13 protein-coding genes and 1 pseudogene are annotated in these 17,856 nt (G+C 40.6%); 8 read left to right on the plus strand and 6 right to left on the minus strand.

Annotated elements, in window-relative coordinates; translation table 11 throughout:
• A pseudogene (locus tag F607_RS35125) lies at nucleotides 1-255 on the plus strand (IS4 family transposase); the annotation flags it as partial.
• An 83-nt stretch (nucleotides 256-338) separates the two neighbouring features.
• Here F607_RS35125 and hslO read toward each other — a convergent pair.
• The gene (gene hslO / locus F607_RS0112210) at nucleotides 339-1,220 is read right to left on the minus strand and encodes an Hsp33 family molecular chaperone HslO (protein WP_027708317.1); all 882 of its coding nucleotides are present in this window, start codon (nucleotides 1,218-1,220) and stop codon (nucleotides 339-341) included.
• Nucleotides 1,221-1,409: 189 nt separating this feature from the next.
• Between hslO and F607_RS32810 the strand changes: the two genes are divergently transcribed.
• Genes F607_RS32810 through F607_RS29445 form a run of 3 tightly spaced genes read left to right on the plus strand, consistent with a single transcriptional unit; the run spans nucleotide 1,410 to nucleotide 6,806 of the window.
• Entirely contained in the window at nucleotides 1,410-2,666 is a 1,257-nt protein-coding gene (locus tag F607_RS32810; protein ID WP_051311403.1) for an efflux RND transporter periplasmic adaptor subunit, read from the plus strand.
• An 8-nt stretch (nucleotides 2,667-2,674) separates the two neighbouring features.
• Nucleotides 2,675-5,815: an efflux RND transporter permease subunit gene (locus tag F607_RS0112220; RefSeq protein WP_230400399.1), complete on the plus strand. Its 3,141-nt coding sequence runs from the start codon at nucleotides 2,675-2,677 to the stop codon at nucleotides 5,813-5,815.
• A 1-nt stretch (nucleotide 5,816) separates the two neighbouring features.
• Complete coding sequence (locus F607_RS29445) at nucleotides 5,817-6,806, plus strand: alpha/beta fold hydrolase (protein ID WP_051311405.1); 990 nt, start codon at nucleotides 5,817-5,819, stop codon at nucleotides 6,804-6,806.
• 94 nt (nucleotides 6,807-6,900) lie between these two features.
• On the opposite strand, the gene hslR is transcribed toward F607_RS29445, so the two are convergent.
• Entirely contained in the window at nucleotides 6,901-7,308 is a 408-nt protein-coding gene (hslR, locus tag F607_RS0112230; RefSeq protein WP_027708319.1) for a ribosome-associated heat shock protein Hsp15, read from the minus strand.
• 49 nt (nucleotides 7,309-7,357) lie between these two features.
• Nucleotides 7,358-8,017, minus strand: a complete 660-nt coding sequence (gene yrfG, locus F607_RS0112235; RefSeq protein WP_027708320.1) for a GMP/IMP nucleotidase — start codon at nucleotides 8,015-8,017, stop codon at nucleotides 7,358-7,360.
• Nucleotides 8,018-8,311: 294 nt separating this feature from the next.
• Between yrfG and nudE the strand changes: the two genes are divergently transcribed.
• The 3 genes from nudE to F607_RS0112250 all read left to right on the plus strand — a co-directional run bounded on the left by nudE (nucleotide 8,312) and on the right by F607_RS0112250 (nucleotide 10,805).
• Nucleotides 8,312-8,863, plus strand: coding sequence for an ADP compounds hydrolase NudE (gene nudE, locus F607_RS0112240; RefSeq protein WP_027708321.1), 552 nt, complete (start codon nucleotides 8,312-8,314; stop codon nucleotides 8,861-8,863).
• Nucleotides 8,863-9,702 carry a 3'(2'),5'-bisphosphate nucleotidase CysQ gene (gene cysQ, locus F607_RS29450; protein WP_038291179.1) on the plus strand — a complete coding sequence of 280 codons (840 nt, stop codon included), beginning with the start codon at nucleotides 8,863-8,865 and terminating at the stop codon, nucleotides 9,700-9,702. The genes nudE and cysQ overlap by 1 nt, the downstream gene beginning before the upstream one ends.
• 290 nt (nucleotides 9,703-9,992) lie before the next feature.
• Nucleotides 9,993-10,805 carry a sporulation protein gene (locus F607_RS0112250; protein ID WP_027708322.1) on the plus strand — a complete coding sequence of 271 codons (813 nt, stop codon included), beginning with the start codon at nucleotides 9,993-9,995 and terminating at the stop codon, nucleotides 10,803-10,805.
• A 63-nt stretch (nucleotides 10,806-10,868) separates the two neighbouring features.
• On the opposite strand, the gene F607_RS0112255 is transcribed toward F607_RS0112250, so the two are convergent.
• Nucleotides 10,869-13,976: an efflux RND transporter permease subunit gene (locus F607_RS0112255; RefSeq protein WP_027708323.1), complete on the minus strand. Its 3,108-nt coding sequence runs from the start codon at nucleotides 13,974-13,976 to the stop codon at nucleotides 10,869-10,871.
• Nucleotides 13,977-14,042: 66 nt separating this feature from the next.
• A complete protein-coding gene (locus F607_RS29455; protein ID WP_051311406.1) occupies nucleotides 14,043-15,410 on the minus strand; it encodes an efflux RND transporter periplasmic adaptor subunit in 1,368 nt (455 codons plus the stop codon).
• Nucleotides 15,411-15,719: 309 nt separating this feature from the next.
• Here F607_RS29455 and F607_RS0112265 point away from each other — a divergent pair, with 309 nt between their 5' ends.
• Nucleotides 15,720-16,493 (plus strand): substrate-binding periplasmic protein, encoded by a 774-nt coding sequence (locus F607_RS0112265; RefSeq protein ID WP_051311408.1) that lies wholly within the window; start codon nucleotides 15,720-15,722, stop codon nucleotides 16,491-16,493.
• Nucleotides 16,494-16,545: 52 nt separating this feature from the next.
• Here the strand turns inward: F607_RS0112265 and F607_RS0112270 are convergent, their stop codons facing one another.
• Nucleotides 16,546-17,553: a type II secretion system F family protein gene (locus F607_RS0112270; protein WP_169719789.1), complete on the minus strand. Its 1,008-nt coding sequence runs from the start codon at nucleotides 17,551-17,553 to the stop codon at nucleotides 16,546-16,548.
• Nucleotides 17,554-17,856 lie beyond the last annotated feature (303 nt).

Below are 17,856 nucleotides of genomic sequence, written 5' to 3' on the forward strand. Positions count from 1 at the left end.
GACTTAGAAAGCACGCATTTACAGGAACTAGATCGTCTCGAAAAGCTATTTTTTGTTTGTGCTTTGGCATTAGCATGGTCATTCAAATTGGGTATATGGCAAAATAGTCTTAAGCCACTGAAGCTTAAAAAGCATGGCCGAAAACCGAAAAGTTTATTTCGTCTAGGGCTTGATTACTTACACAGGGTACTAGTAGAAGGAAGTGTTAACCTGGCAGTATTTCGGCACTCCCTGAAAGTTTTGTCCTGTACATAGGTGTACAGCTTAGTGAGAGTATTTTGCTTTTTAAAGTGGGGATATTCACGATGCAAGTATTAACCTGCATCGTGGAGGTGGTGTTAGTGAAGTGGCGAGGATGAAGTGTTTTCGTCGTTATCAAAAAGTTGGGCTATATCTGTAGCATTATAGTGATACGCTTGATTACAGAACTGACAATTAAGCACTAACTCCCCTTGCTCTTCTAGCACACTTTCAGCCTCTTCTCGTCCGATTGAGCGCAATGCGACGGATGTTTTTTCCCGAGTGCAATTACAGTGAAATGCTACAGGCTCAGCAGGAAACAAGCGGACAGTTTCTTCGTGAAATAGTCGGTGCAGCACAATATGGGGGTCTAGTGTTAACAACTCTTCAGGTTTTACGGTTTTGGCCAGCGTTGTTATGTGCTCCCATTTAAGTTCTCGTTGCTGAGGGTCTGTTTCCTGGGTCGCTGGCAGTGCCTGAAGTAATAGCCCTGTTGCATGCTCATGGTTTGCAAATAGCCACATTTGGGTGGGTAACTGCTCTGACTGGGCAAAGTAGACACTAAAACACTCACTGAGCGTATCACCATTGAGGGGTACGATGCCTTGATAACGCTTGCCTTGTTCCGGGTCTATGGTAATCACTAGGTGCCCTGCAGGTAGTAAGCTCTGCAGATCCATTTGCCGAATATCACCCTCCCAGCGTGCTAATGCTCTAAATTCATGCTTTTCATTGCAGTCCACCATCAGTAAGCGAATAGGGCCACTGCTTTTGGCCTGCAAAGTCATCACTCCAGCGAATTTTAACGTTGTGCTTAACAAGATGGCTGCGGAGATCAATTCACCGAGTAACTGTCTGATTGGCTCTGGGTAGTTATGGGCTGCCAGAGCTTGTTGATAACTCTGTTCAAGAGAAACTATCTCGCCTCGGATATCAGTCTGCTCAAAAAGAAAGCGTTGAATTTGATCATTTTCACTCATAACAGTATTGCTCAGCTCGTTTAGTGAGGGGGCGAATTATAGGCATCCTGACACTTGAAGTCATGGTCTGAGTGGAAAAATTCACAGCACTGACACAGCTATTTCGAAAAGAGTGCATTTTTAGAGGTGCCCTTAATTAGGCGCTAATACAAAAACGTTTCTCAAAGAATAAGTCTAGAAAGCCTGTGAATGACTGTCAGTACTGGTCAGCATATAAAAAAATCAATGTTGACAGTGAAAACATTCTTGGGTTATATGTTAGCGGTGTCAACATCGTTTTATTCAGTACAACCTCAAGTACTGGTTACTGCAACATCCGTTTTTATTCTCGACAACTCAGCAGGCTTAGGTATGAAACGTTCAAGATTACATTGTCCACAGCGTATTTCGCGGTTGGGCGCGGTGTTGTGGGCTATGCTGTTAGGCTGTGCCTGGCCTCAGGTTTATGCGGATAACAGCCTGCAAAGAGATCTGCCAAAGACGCTTCAGCAGCCTACTCGTGTTGTGGAAACTGCCAATGTTAAACGTGAAATCCGTTTGTTACCGATTAGAACGGCTGGGCGTTTGAGTTATGCAGCAGAAACTCGACTGGCATTTAAAACCAGTGGACTGGTAAAGGCTGTGTATGTTGATGAGGGGGATACCTTTAATACTGGGGATTTATTAGCCGTATTAGACAAGGAAGAAGTCAATGCTCAAGTCAGCTCTGCGGAATCTAACGTAGTTAAAGCTAAAAGAGATTTACAACGTCTTAACCGTTTATATCAGCAGAAAGCCATTTCTTTACAGCAGTTGCAGGATGCACAAACCGCATTACGGCTTGCAGAAGCTGATCTGCGAATTGCTCGGTTTAATCAACGCCATTCGGTGATCAAGGCAACTCAGCCAGGTCGGGTATTACAGCGGCTGCTTGAGCCGCATGAGTTAATCAGTGCGGGTAAGCCAGCTTTTCTTGTTGCACTAGGCAGAGATCAGTGGGTGATGGAAGTGGGTTTGGCTGACAGGGATGTGGTGAAAGTGAGTATCGGAGATAAAGCCAAAGTCCTTTTTGATGCTTACCCAGAGAAAGGTTTTTCAGGCCGAGTGAGTCAAATTGCTGCTGTAGCAGATTCAAAGTCAGGTACTTTTAACGTAAAGGTTGAGTTAGACAAGCCATCTGTAGTGCTCAAGTCCGGGTTGATAGGGCGAATGGATATTTATCCACATACCACCAAGCCGCTTGCGTTTATTCCCGTTGCTGCCATGGTCACCGCAAACAACAATAAAGCGATGGTTTTTGCTTTTGATGAGCAAACGCACCAAGTTCAACAGCACTGGGTAGATATCTCAGCCATGCTGGGAGGAGAGCTGGCCATTAAAAAAGGGCTGGATGGTGTGCAACAGGTTGTCACCCTGGGCGCTAAGTATTTAGAAAATGGAATGCATGTGCGTCTTGCTGGGGAGTAGAGGTTGGTATGAAATTAAATGGAGGCATGAAGTTACCGCAGTTTGCCGTAGTAAACCATCAGTTTACTTTGATGATTTTGTTACTACTGGTGATATTGGGGGTGGTATCAATGGTGACGATGCCACGTTCTGAAGACCCACAAATTACCTTACCGATATCCACCATTATCGCTGTTTACCCTGGTACAGCCCCTCTGGATATGGAACAGCTCGTTGTTGACCCCATTGAAGATGCGCTTTATGCACTTGATGATGTAAAAAAGCTTAAGACGACTATTACAGATGGTGTAGTAACTACACAGATTGAGTTCCACGACATAGAGGATCCTGATGACTATTATGATGACGTTGTGCAAGCCATGTATCAGGCCAGGGAGGAGTTACCTGATGATTTGTTGCGTTTAGAGGTGCTGAAAGCCTCGCCGACTAACGTCAATATCTTCCTGGCAGCATTAACCTCAGAGCAGGCCTCATTTCGAGAGTTAAGAAGGATTGCAGAACGCTTAGAGTTAAAGTTTGAAAAGGTCTCTGGTGTTAAGCAGGCTGATGTATGGGGTATACCCAGCCAGCAAATTCAGGTGCGTGCTGATCTAGAAAAAATGCGACAGTGGGATATTTCGCTGGATACGTTACTGAGTGCACTGGAAGCTGCCAGCGTTAATATCCCAGCAGGACATGTTGATGCTGGTCAGGCACGGTTTACAGTAAGAACCAGTGGTGATTTCAAGTCACTGGAGGCCATTCAGAAGACGATTGTTCGGGGAACGGAAAAGCATGTTGTTTTTGTCAGTGATGTAGCTGAAGTGCACTTTGCTGATGATGACCCAACACACGCGATCACCCATAATGGAAAGCGATCCGTTATCGTTTCGGTAAAACAGCGTGAAAATACCAATATTTTTAATGTTCAACGAGGCTTAATAGAAATCCTAACCACTTTTCAAAAAACACTGCCAAAAACAGTAAAAATAGATGTTGTGTTTGATCAAACGGCAAGTGTTGAGCAAATGCTGTCATTGCTGCAAAACAATTTGTTGCAAGGACTTTTGTTAGTGGGCTTGATAGTTTTAGCGGTGATTGGATTAAAGCAAAGTCTGGTGATTGTACTGGCCATTCCCTGTTCCATGTTGGTGGCTATTGGCTGGGTTGATCTTAACGGATTTGGGCTGCAACAGATAACGATTGCAGGCTTGGTGATTGCATTGGGTTTATTGGTTGATAATGCCATTGTCATCACTGAAAACATTACTCGCTTATATCGACAAGGAAAAACGCCTCTGCAAGCTGCCATCGAAGGAGCAGGGCAGATGGGGTGGGCTGTGGCCAGTGGCACAATTACGACAGTACTAGCTTTTATTCCAATGCTGATGCTGGAAGGTGGAACAGGTCGCTTTATTCGCTCTTTACCTGTAACGGTTATTTTAACTTTGTTGGCTTCACTGATTATTGCTCTGACCTTCACACCCTGGCTGTCTAGCAAAATGTTGAAAAAAAGAACTGGTTCAGGGGCATCTGGCAATGCTGATCAGCTAGTGCATGGTGCTGATCAGTCTTCCTCTAGCGCAAATGATTGCTCCCCAGAATCAGCTGAAACGAGGATTGCTTTATGGTTTTCCAGTTTTACTCATCGCTGCTATGTTCCTTTTTTGCGTTTGAGTCTTCAGCATCCAGTATGGGTTTTGCTGAGTGTGGTGTTGATACTGTCCAGTAGTCTGTGGTTATTTCCCAAAGTAGGGGTTAGCCTGTTTCCAAAAGCTGAAAAGCCTCAGCTGATGATTAATATTGATACGCCTGAGGACACCAGCTTCGATACCACAGGTGACATCGCACATCAGGTTGAACAGTTATTAGCGCAACAAGATGGTGTGAAGAGTGTTACCACCAACGTTGGGCGAGGCAATCCAAAAGTTTATTACAATGTGGAGCCTAAGCGGGAGCAACCCAATCACGCTCAATTGTTTGTTCAGCTATCACCTGATATGCAAGAGAGTTTGCCCGACTTTGTTAGCTCACTGCGTCAGCAGGTAGTGGAAATTCCGGGAGCAGAAATTGCCGTAAAAGAATTTGAACAGGGACCGCCATTGGATGCTCCAGTCGCTATCTGGGTGGTGGGTGATCATATTCCCACCCTGAAAAAAATGGCAAATGCGGTTGCTGATATTATGCGAAGTACGCCTGGTGTCATTAATGTGCGAAATCCTACTGGTGAATATAAAACAGATCTCAATGTTGCTATTAACCGAGATAAAGCTGGCTTGCTAGGGGTTCCAATTGTTCGAATAGATAAAACCATTAGAACAGCACTGTCAGGCTCATCTGTAGGGACGTTCAGGGATGAGTTAGGTGATGAGTACTCAATCATTGCGCGTTTAGCGGATAGCAATAAACCAACCTTAGATGACTTTGAGAGAATTACGGTGGCATCGGTTAATGGTCAGTCCATTCCTTTACGTCAGGTTGCACAACTCAATTTCACTCCAGGGCAAGCCAGCTTTCATCACTATGACTTAGAACGAACGGCTCTCGTTACAGCCGATGTGGCAAGAGGGTTTCAGGTAGTTAATGTGACCTCTGCTATTGTAGAGCAGTTACAAACAGTCGAGTGGCCAACGGATTTTTCTTTTCGGGTTGGGGGGGAAGAAGAGAGTCGGGAAGAGTCATTTGCGGGTATTACTAAGGCACTCTTAATTGCTTTGCTGGGTATATTTGCTGTGCTTGTGCTGCAATTTAAGTCATTTGTTCAGCCTGTCATTGTCTTTGCGGCAATACCTTTGTCTATAGTGGGTGTTTTAGTGTGTTTGTTTGCATCAGGAAATAGCTTTTCTTTTATGGCATTCATTGGCTTTAGTTCACTCGTCGGGATTGTTGTGAACAACTCTATTATTCTTATTGATTATGCGAACCAACTTAGAGCCAGTGGCTTATCGGTTGCGAATGCGGCATTAGAAGCAGGAAAGACACGTTTAATACCTATTGTGCTGACAACGTTTACAACAGTGGGTGGCCTGCTACCGTTAACATTATCAGGGAGTAGCTTATGGGCGCCTCTGGGCTGGACAATCATTGGTGGTTTGTTGTCATCAACGGTACTCACTATTGTTGTTGTTCCCGTGTTATTTAAGCTGTTAACCGCTGAGAGTAAAAAGTAATTTGAAAAAGAGTGCTACTTTTCCCGTTAAACGAGTTACAGCAGCGTTTATTATTTTGACTGTTGTTGCCGCCTTTTGCATTTTATTTCGTGATAGTTTGGCGGTGTTGATTTATCACAACGCCTTAACCTATACCCGTGATGGGGCGGGTGTGGTATTAAAGTCTGTGATGGTCAAAGGCAACCGAGTTAGTTACTTGGAAGGTGGTGATCCTGAAGGGCAAAAGGTGGTTTTTGTTCATGGGTTTGCGGCTAACAAGGATGTATGGCTGGAACTGATCAGGCTGTTGCCAGACCGTTACCACTATTTCGCGATTGACTTACCTGGGCATGGTAATACCGACTGGTATCTGGACAATTACTTAATTGAAAATCAAGTTGCTGCTTTTGAGCATATCGTTAATGAGTTAAAGCTCGACAATTTTCATTTAGTGGGTAACTCGATGGGCGGATGGATTAGCTTTATTTACTCAGCGCAACACTCTGCAAAAGTTTTAACCCTGGGGCTGTTCAATTCTGCAGGTATCATCACGGATGTGCCCAGTGAGCTTGAGAGCCTGCTGAAGCAAGGTAATAACCCATTAATTGTTGAGACGTCAGGTGACATGACTGCTTTTTTTGCATTTGTTATGTCTAAACCGCCTGAAATTCCCAGTATTATTGTTCATGCGATGGAGCTAGAGCAGATAGGGCAGGCAGAGCTTAACAGAAAAATTTTCAAAGATTTAAAGTCGTCAACAGAGGCTTTTTATCAAGAGAAACGGGCAGCTGAATACCTTAATCAGTTAAAAATGCCAACACTTGTCTTATGGGGCAAGGAGGATCGTGTGCTGCCTGAAGCGATGGCTCCCCATTTTCATCGCTATCTTGAAGATGTCAGTATGATAATTCTGCCAAAGGTGGGTCATGCGCCTATGATAGAAGCTGCTCACGAAACAGCTGAAGAGCTACTGGCTATTTGGCAAAGAATCCCTGAAAAAGAAGATGAGTAGCAATAACAACTCACATAAAGAAGACAAGTCCTGTTTGTCTTCAAGATATTGAGTACTTTAATATCACACTCATTTTGCTAAGCACTTATTTTAGCTAAGCATTATGATCTTTAAGCTTTCGAATATCGCGGCGTTGCTTTTTAGTGGGGCGTGAGTCAGGAGCAATTTGACTGGCACTATTGGCTTTGCGCTCTAAAGCCCGCTTTTCCCTTTGCTGGATGCTCTCTTCTGTTTCAGTATAAAGCTGCTGAGCTTCACTGGCACCCCGTCGTTGTTGTGATAGTGCGGTAATGACGACTGTTTTATCATCCCAGCCTTGACGAATCGTCAGTGTATCGCCAACCACTGGCTCCCTGCTGGGTTTAGTGCGGCTTCCGTTGTAGTGAACTTTGCCTCCTTCTATCGCTGCTTTGGCAAGAGCGCGGGTTTTAAAAAAACGAGCTGCCCATAGCCACTTATCAAGTCGTAATTTATCTGAGGTTGGATTTGTTTGCTTGCTCAACGTTTCGCTACCTGCATTTTGAGAGTTTATGATCGTCGCTTAGCTTTCATTAGTCGTCTATGGGTAATAAAGATAGGTAGCTATCTATCCCAGTAAACTCTTCGGTGGGTTTTGGTGGTAGGCGACTGTCTGGTTGTGATATTGCAAAAAGATGTTTAATGCCATAGTCACGTGCTGAGCGCAAAATAGGTAAACTGTCATCAATAAAAAGAGCGTGACTAGGATCAAAGTGAATATCATTGGCCAAGTGTTCCCAAAAAGGTGGTTGCTCTTTAGGGTAACCATATTTGTGAGAGGTGATCATATGGTCAAAATAATGTGCTAGGGCGATACGCTCAAGTTTTAGGGATAAACTGTCTTGGTGCGCGTTGGTTATAAGCACGACGTGTTTTTTTGACTGATGAAGTGCTGTCAGAAATGCTTCAGCAGAGGGTCTTAATGTGATTAGGTGAGCTATTTCTTGTTTAATGGCTACCATATCCAAATCGAGGGTTTTCCCCCAGTAGTCGAGGCAGTACCATTGAAGCTGGCCACTGGTTTGGGCAAAAATAGGTTCAAGGTGCTGTTTGGCTTCATCGAGACTAATACCTTGCTTTTCAGCATACTTTGCGGGCATATACTCAAGCCAAAAGTGGTTGTCGAAATGAAGATCTAGAAGTGTACCATCCATATCTAATAAGACAGTATCGATGTCGTGCCAATTGATCATTCGTTACCTTACAGTTGTAGTATGAAGTCAAACACTGTATTTGAGTGCTTACACCTTAAGTTATAAAACAATAAGAGTACTCTTTAGCCTAGGCCATCTAAAACCAGGGAATATGTAAATTCTATACCCAATACGAATGGTTTTTAGGTACGGCCATCGAGTGACGAAGTCCCATGAGCCTATATTAATAGGTGATTGGGGGGAGGAATGAAGATAACAAAACCTAGAAATCATTCGTGAAGGGTATATCTTAACGTAGTCTTAAACTCATGTCCTGCAGGGATTAAAACGCCTATGTCCATGCCAAAAATTGATCGTAAAGAAGTTGTTGCAGAAACAGCCTTATTTAGAGTGGAGCAATTGCAGCTTACATTTGCGAATGGAGAACAACGTATCTATGAGCGTCTTGGCAATCGAGGTACTGGGCGAAAAGCCGTGATGATTGTGCCGATGCTTGATCAGCATCAGGTGGTTATGATTAAAGAATATGCAGCTGGTACTGAAAACTATCAACTTACCTTACCAAAGGGACTTGTTGAAGTCGGGGAAACATTGCATGAAGGGGCGAATAGGGAGTTAAAGGAAGAGGCGGGTTATGGTGCCCAGCAGTTGCGCACAATCAGTGAGTTTACGTTGTCACCGAACTATATGAGTCACTCGATGAGTGTTGTTCTTGCTCAAGGACTTTATCCTGAATCCTTGCCTGGTGATGAGCCAGAACCCATGGAAAAGGAAATTATTGATTTGCGCAACCTTTATCAACTCATGCAACGTGAAGACTTTACTGAGGCAAGAGCCATTGCTGCGTTGTATTTGGTTCGTGATATTTTACAACAGGAGCTGTAGTGGATAAGTCCAAGTTAATCAGTGAGCTGAAAAGTGTATGTCAGCGAGCAGGTACTGCGATCATTGAGGTTTATCAGCATGAAGATTTTGGTATCAGGGAAAAGTTAGACCATTCACCTGTTACTGAAGCTGATATGGCATCTCATCAAATAATTGTTGAAGGCCTACAGCAACTAACGCCAGAAATTCCTGTGCTGTCAGAAGAGTCGGCAGAAGTTCCCTTTAGCACACGCCATAAATGGTCAACGTTTTGGTTGGTCGATCCCCTTGATGGCACTAAAGAGTTTATTAATCGTAATGGTGAATTCACCATTAATATTGCGTTAATTGAAAATAACCGTCCTGTTTTGGGCGTTATTTTTGTACCTGTTACTAATGAAATATATTATGCCTCTGATCAGGTTGGGGCATTTTGGGAGTCGGCTGCTGGTGAGGTAAAACCTATTCAAGTGAATTCACTACACCGGGTTGATGTTGTAAATATAGTTGCCAGTCGAAGTCATATGGGAGAACGACTAAGCCCATTGTTATCACACTTAGCAGAAATTCTTCCCGCAATTAATATTTCCCACCTTGGCAGTGCTTTAAAATTTTGTTTAGTCGCAGAAGGTAAAGCCGATTTTTATCCTCGCCTTACACCTACCAGTGAATGGGATACCGCAGCAGCGCAGGCTATTATTGAGGTAGCTGGTGGCAGTATTGTTGATTTTAATTTTCAGCCATTAACTTACAATACACGAGAATCTTTATTGAATCCTCCATTTTTGGTTTTCGGTGACAAACAATATTCATGGCAAGAAGCCCTGATGCCTGTCTTAAAAGATATTGCTAAAACATGATACTCCTATTTGAGCACTAGAAAGTGCTCATCTACTCTTTACTAAGTAACAATTAATATTAGAATTTTTTGAACAGTCGATAATAAGTGCGTTGTTATACCCAATACGAATGGTTTTTAGGTGCGGCCATTGAGTGACGAAGTCCCATGAGCCTATATTAATAGGTGATTGGGGTGAGGAGTGAAGATAACAAAACCTAGAAGTCATTCGTGAAGGGTATATTTTGAAGAAAGTATACCCTTGGTTGTGGGTGTACTAACACATTAGAAAATTATTCAGGTATTTCATTCATGGCGCTTTTACTTGATGGACAATCATGCTCAGGAATGATAGCTGGAGTGCAGGTTTTATTAAAAACTGACAAGCAGGTTTATTGCCAGGGTGAAACTGTTAATGGCAAAGTCATGGTGAAAGGGGGGGCACACCTGCAAAAGGCGCAGCAGCTTAATCTTACTTTGCAAGAATACTGGGTGGATATAAAGCCAGAAAATGGTGTATTTCAGCGTCGCGCTTTACGAAAACGTCGTGATGAGATGACCATTGCTAATCACTTTGAAATCAGGCCTCATGATGAAACAGCATTTGACTTTTCTTTTCGATTGCCAGAGAACTGTCGTTTAAGTGGGCAAAATGAAGGCTGGTGTTTGTATTTTCAAGCGGATATTCCTTTAGCGCTAGATCCTGTTATGGTGTTGCACTTACCGGTTATGGCGGTGGAGCCAATTAATTATATAATACGCGCTTGTGAATTTTATTTGCAAATGGAACTATTGAGTAGTCTTTATATTCCGGTTAATGACAACAATCCCCGTGGTGGGATGCAGATGGCTTATAAATTTAGAATGCCGACAAATATGAGCGGACGTTTGGATTGTATCTTTTTGCTTATGCGGCAAGATGGGTGTCGTGGGGTTTCTGTTATTTTCCGAAAATTTATATCAGATAGTGAGTCTTGTAAGCTATTTTTGAATGATGAATCTACTGATAATAAAACGGTTCGATATGTTTTTACTTGTGAAGAACTATTTAATAGCAGTGGTATGCCAGATCTAAATAATATTGCTTCACTAGTCGCCAGCCAGATAAGACAAAATTTTCTTTAGGGTACGCTAAAAAAGTGCATTTTCAGAGGTGCCCTTTAGTACTGATTTTTAATACTTTCTCTATTACTCTACGGTTGTTTCAGGCTCAATAGACGTTACCCCAAAATCTTCCAAAATCATATAAAATGCGGGTAGGACTATTAACACTAGTATGGTTGAAGCCAGTAAGCCAAAAACAATACTGGTCACCAGGGGTGTCAGGATTTGGGCCTGCATACTTGTTTCAAACAGTAATGGAATCATGCCCATCGTGGTCGTTAATGTTGTCAGAAAAATAGCTCTGAATCGATCTCGTGTAGCATTACTGGCTGCCTCGTGAATGGAAACACCCGTTTTTGCATGTAATTTTACAAACTCTACTAGTAGTATTGAGTTATTTACGACAATGCCCGCTAATGAAACAAACCCCATCACGCTGGGCATGGATAAATCAAGCCCAAGTAAGATGTGCCCCCAAATAACACCAATGAGGGAAAGGGGAATGGCTAATAAAACGATGATAGGTTCTAGATAGTTTTTAAACTGAAAACTTAATAAGCAGAAAATCCCTAATATACCCATAGTGAAAATAGTAGCGAATGAATTGCCTGTAGTTTTGCTGTTTTTCATTTGACCTTCAAGGCCAATTTCTAAGTGTGGATAAGCGGCTTTTAATTTTGGGAAAAAATTCTTTTGTGTATCTATTAAGATTTGAGCAGTATTCGCTAGTTTATCATCCACTTCGCCATAGACTGTAACGGTTCTTTTTTTATTGATACGATTTATTTTGGCATATTCACGGGAATAGTCTATTTGAGCAATAGAGCTTAGAGGAACTGCTTCATCCGTTGTTGGATGTATAATAGACATGTAGTCAAAGTCAGTGAGTGTATTTTTTGAGGTGTCATCTAGCATGACATGAACTTCGTAATCTTCATCACCATATTGGATGCTTGCGACATTTGTGCCTTGATAAGCCCCCCTGAGTTGTTGAGCAATCATGCTAGCATTGATGCCTTTGGCGAGCGTACCCTCCTGCATTTTGATATGGATCTGTGGCATGCCAGGTCTTAAATCATCACGAATACCACTTACGCCTTCATAAGCTCCTAGCCATGTTTGCAAGGCATAAGATGCTGATGATAAGTCGCTTAAATCATTACCTTGCAAACGAATTTGTATTGCTTGTCCTCCGGGTCCTGTCGTGGGACTCTTGAACATGACAGAGATTGCATCGGGAAAAGCACCAACATTTTCTTCCCACTTGGCAGCGACCTCATTAATGGTGGTTTTACGTAACTCTACAGAAAGTAAATCAACACTAATGGTTGCCACATGACTGCCTGATTCATCAGCAACACTGTTTTCGTTATATTTAATACTATAGTTTTGCACTAAAGGTGCGATTTCCTGTTCGCTAAGTTGATTGTCTACCGTCTTTAAGCCGGCAATGACTTGAGAGACAACTTCCTCTGTTCGGGCTAAAGGTGTTCCCTGGGGTAAAAGAATTTTGGCATCAATATTATTGCCATCAATTTCTGGAAAGGCTTTAAATTTTACAAATCCAGCAGGAACAAGAGATAGTGTGATGATTAAGCACGCAAAAGTCAGCCCAATAGTGAGGTAACGATATTCAATGGAGCATTTTGCAAGAGACTCGACTTTTCCTTTCAAACGTTCAAATAAGCGATTAAATTTTTCTTTCCAATGAAAAGTAGCTGTCGTTTTGTCGTGGTCTTTTTGGATGGCATAAACCAAGTGATTCGGCAAAATTATAAATGCTTCTATCAGGCTAACTGAAATAACTGTAATCAAGACAATGGGTAAGACTTTAAGTACTTGCCCAATATCACCTTTAAGAAATAAAAGACCACCAAAGATCAAAATAGTTGTAATAAAAGAAGAAAGAATACCTCGGGCAACTTTTTTAGTTCCTTCAATGGCAGCATCCAGTGGCGGAAGACCACGTTTATATTCTGCTGCGATACTCTCAGAAATGACGATGGCATCATCCATTAAAATACCAATGGCAATTAATAAACCAACCATTGAGATCATGTTAATTGAAACATCCAGCGCATGAATAAACATAAAGCTACCCATAAAGGCAACCGGTAATCCCATGGCGACCCAAAAGGTGTATCGAAAATTAAAAAATAAAAATAATGATAAGACTACCAGAATGATACCTTGCCAGCTGTTTGTGAGCACAAGCTGAATCCGATCTTTTATTATGGAAGCAAAGTCATTGGTAATAATCAGTTCAATACCATCGGGAAGGGTTTGATTTTCTGTAGCAACAAACGCTTTTACAGCATCATAAATACTTAAACTGTCATCACGCTTATTTTTTGAGATCTTTAAGATGGCTGCTGGTCTTCCATTAAACTCAATAGCTTCTTCTTTAGTCTCAAACGTGTCTGTTATAGTGGCTAGTTCACCTAAAGTCACTTCAGCACCAGAGGCACTGCTGGATATGATGAGCTTACTCAATTCATCAGGTGTTTTTCGTTGATCAAAAAACTTGATTTGGTAATAGCGATTATCTGTATTTAATTCACCTGCAGGCAAATCGACGGACTGGTTGCTGATAGCTCCAGCGACATCCTGAATGCTCATTCCGTATTTACGTAAATTCTCTTCTGCTATCGCTACTTTGAGTATGCGTTGCGAAAAACCCTCAATAGATACTTTGGGTATCATAGGGTTTTCAACGAGCTTTGACTTGAGTGTTTCGGCAAGCTGTTTTAACTGGGTTTTATCAATATTGGCACTGACAGCAATACTGACCACATCGCTGGTTTGATTAAGCTCTTCGATGATAGGCGACTCAGATTCTTGTGGTAGCGTATTGATTGCATCAACGGCATCACGAATATCCTGAACAAAGTCTTCAAAGTTTCCATTTTCTGTCATCTTTAATACAAAGCTACCCACACTATCTGTAGCTTCACATCGCGTTTCTTCCACAAAACTAATTGTGTCTGTGGCATCTTCAAGGGGTAGACAGATACTTTCTTCTATTTCCTTGGCATCTGCGCCTGGATAGGCGACACTCACTTGTACTTCATATTTTTCGATCGTGGGGAAGGTTTCTTTTTCCATATTAGAAATAGTCAGTAACCCAGAAACCAGCAAAAGTATCATCAATATATTGCTGGCGGTAGGGTGTTCTGCAAAATACCTAATCATGTATCCCTCTTATACAATATATTGAGCGTGTATTATTGACAAACTTATAAGACATATGATGCTGCATTATTTGAATGCGGTCTCTGCATTCGCGAGTGCAGCAACTTTTTTTTCTAACGTGCTATTTGCTGTTGGCTGTAAAACCATACCATCGACGGCAGGTATTAAGTCTGTAGTAATGACTTTGTCGCCATCAACAATACCTTGTTCGATAACGCTAAGTTCGCCAATATGGTAGGCAATGATTACCAGTTTAATGGTTAAGCGGTTATTCTCTCCTACGATATATACCTTATTCTGATGGATAGCAGTACGAGGGATTATCAGGCGCTCTCTAGCAGGAGCTATGAATTCCACTTCGGTATACATTCCTTTAAGCAGTGGTGGACGTTTACCAGGAATCACTTTCTGGTAGGAGTCATCAACACCCACAATAATAGAAACTGTTCTACTGGTTTGATTAATAGACTCACCTAAGCGAACCGCTTTTCCTGCCCAATGAACGTCCTTAAATGCTCCTACTAGTCTTACTTTTGCTTTTAAGCCAAGTTTTTTGAGAACATCTTGAGTTGATGGTATTCCACCTGAAAATTTTATTTTCTCAATACCTATCAGTAAAACGCGGGCATGGGTAATTGGAAGTTCAGCATTTATTTCAACTCGACCTATATTGGTTGCTGTGAATAGTTTGCTACCACGGCTGATAAACTGATCTTGCTCTACATAAACTTGACTGATTCGACCATCAAAGGGAATAGTAATAACGGTGCGCGTTAAGTTATTTTTCTGTTGCTCAATATCTTGTTGTGCTTGAATTATTTGCGCTTCTGTTACCTTAATTTGCGCTGGTAAAGTCTTTAATGTGTTTTCGAGCGTTTGCTTATTTTCTAGTAGTTTGAGGAGTGATTGTTCTTCTTCTTCGACCTGTGATTGAGAAATGCTTTTTTGCTTGAGTAATTTACGCTTTCGCTCAAGGGCTTTTAAACCTAATGTGTAGTTTTGCTCTGCGATGGTAAACAGTGACTGGGTGTTTTTTTTATCGGTTATTAATTTATCGCGTTCTGCATGATAAATAGCCAGATTTGCTTCTGCTTTGGCCAGTGATAACTGATAGTCTGAGGGATCAATTTTAATCAGTACAGTTCCTTTACTAACGCTTGCACCTTTTTTTAACTCTGGGCTAATGAAAATGATTTTTCCTTCAACTTGTGCATTGGCATCCAAAGTTATTTCTGGGTTAACCTCTCCATAACCAATTGCCCTGCCTTTTACTGGTATTGTTTTGGCAACGATATATTCAGCCAGTTTCTGAGGCTTATGGCTTTCATCTCTTTTTAATGTTTGATCTTTTTGAGTTATAAAAAATGCAATCAAAAAGCCAACTGTTATAACGATAGCTAAGCTGGTTTTTTTACGAAGCCAGTGGCTTGTCATTATCAGATCCTTTGCTAAAAATTTGCTGAATGTAGCTACGATTGATATGTTCTTCGAGAACCATTAGGTTTTCATGTTGTATTTAAGTTACGTACTGTTAATGGCTATTATTATAGCCCCTTTGCTTGGTAATAAAATTGTTATTAAGCTTTGCCAGTAACCATATTTAACAACTATTAAGAATTCTCTATTAAAGCAATCAAGAATATGAAAAATCTTTTCTTTACATTGATGGCTATAGTTACCCTATAGTTGAAATAGAATTTAAATATTATTATTGATCGAATGTTATTGCATAAGGCCAGCAAAATGAAATCAATAGCTTTAATCGGTATTTTGTTAGCTACTAGCTGCTTAACCATATCTGTTTCAATCAGTGCGGACAACAAAAATATAATTATTGCTACTGGAGAGTATCCACCTTGGACATCTGAAGCAATTAAAGGAAATGGCTTTGTTAATCATATCATTACAGAAGCCTTCAAGAGCCAAGGCTATATGGTTTATTATAACTTTTTACCGTGGGCAAGGAGCTATAATGACACTGAAAATGGACAGTTTGCTGCCCTTTCTTATTGGGCTTGTAAAGAAAAAACTCAAAAAACATTTTATTGTAGTGATGCAATGCATACGGAGTCTTACGTGTTTTTTCATGAAAAAACTATCCCATTTCCTGAATGGACGGAGTTAGTTGATTTAAAAGGACTCCGAATTGGAGCAACACGAAGCTATACATATACCAAAGAATTTTGGCAGGCTCATGAAAGTAAAATGTTGGATATTATCATTAATAATGATGACGAAGCTAGTTTCAAAATGATGCTTAGAGGTCGTTTAGATGCAGTTGTTGTTTCGTCAATAACCGGCTTTTTAATTCTCAATACGAAGTTTAGCCCAGTTATTGCTCAAACCATTACATTTAATAAAAAACCTCTCGTAGAAAATACTGCTCACCTATTATTCCCTAAAAGTCGGAAGGATTCCCAGCGCTTATTAAAAATTTTCAATAAAGGACTATCCAAGATTAAAGAAAATGGTACGTACGATCAATATTTTGATGGGTTAATCACAGGCAAATACTAGACCCTGGTTTTACATTAGGTATTAAATACTTAATGTAAAAGCTATGGGCTTTTTAAGGTGATTCAATATACCCAATTGGAGGTCCGCCCTGTATTATTCCATATGCAATCCAACAAATAACTGTGAAATATACTATTCTAGGTATCCAGTCAACCATTGTGTTGGTATGTATGGCTATGTTTTCAGCTTCACTCTTAGCACAATGTAATAATGCTCCTGATAAGTCGCCGGAATACTCACCAGTAGAAATAATTTGCTTTATTTCAGGGTTTATTATGCTTATTGTGGATAGTGCTTGAGAAAAAGAATCTCCTTTTTGTAAATTTGTATCAATCTCCTTTAACTGGTTCTTTAATAACTTATTATCCAAAATATTATATGATTTTGGAATAGCTTCTAAAATAGGTAATCCTGCACGAGTTAATAAACCTAACGACTGAATAAAATCTCGAATGTTTGATCGTATATACCAGTCACTTATGTAAGGTGTTCTTGTCGTTATAATATCCCATCCTTGCTGAAGAAAGCTCAAAGGACCGTTCCTAACCCAGTCTGGAAGCTTAAAAGCCGTATAAATTGAAAGAAATAAAATAAGGAGATTGGCGATGTTATCAAACAAATATTCAAAAAATGATATTCTTCCTAGAAAGAAGTCAGGGAAATTTTTTATGAATACAGCGCAGATTACAATAAAGAGCGGAAGCGCTAAACGGCTTTTTATTTGTTTTATATTTTTTAGTCTATCCTGGTATACTGTTGCTAACTCTCGATAAATTATATTTTGGACTCCGCCAGACTCTGCAACCTCAATAATATAAGCATCTTTATTTGAAATTAGCCCAGCTTTTTTGCCTGCTTTTGAAAGTGGTTGCCCTTTCTTTATTTCTGATAGAGCAATGCTTGATCTTTTTGAAAGTTCCCCTTTGTTTGTAATGAAGAGTTTGAAAGCTTGTTCAACAGAGATACCAGACTCTTCAAGTCTACTTAGTTGAAAGTAAAACTTTGCCAGATCTTCAGTTGATAGTGGACGTTTATTAATTTTGTTTGTACGCTTAACCATTAATTGGTAGACCATAAAAGAGTTGAGAAGCTTTATGTGAACAGGTGTTCTATAAAAAAATAGTTTTCTTAATTGGGTAGTGTATCTAATAGACTTGATAGGTACTTTAGTATGATTATAGAAATAATACTCATAATAGCACTGACTAATTTACTGTCGTCTATTAAAAAACCTTTTGTGTGCTCAGCTATCTATACCTTTGTCATAGTTATTTTTGCACTGTTTGTTGAAAATAATCTATTTGATATGCTGTTAGTTATTCTAATATACTTTGCTTTGTCATCATTATATTTCTGGTTGTTA

It is taken from the genome of Zooshikella ganghwensis DSM 15267, assembly GCF_000428585.1.
GTDB classification, from domain to species: domain Bacteria; phylum Pseudomonadota; class Gammaproteobacteria; order Pseudomonadales; family Zooshikellaceae; genus Zooshikella; species Zooshikella ganghwensis.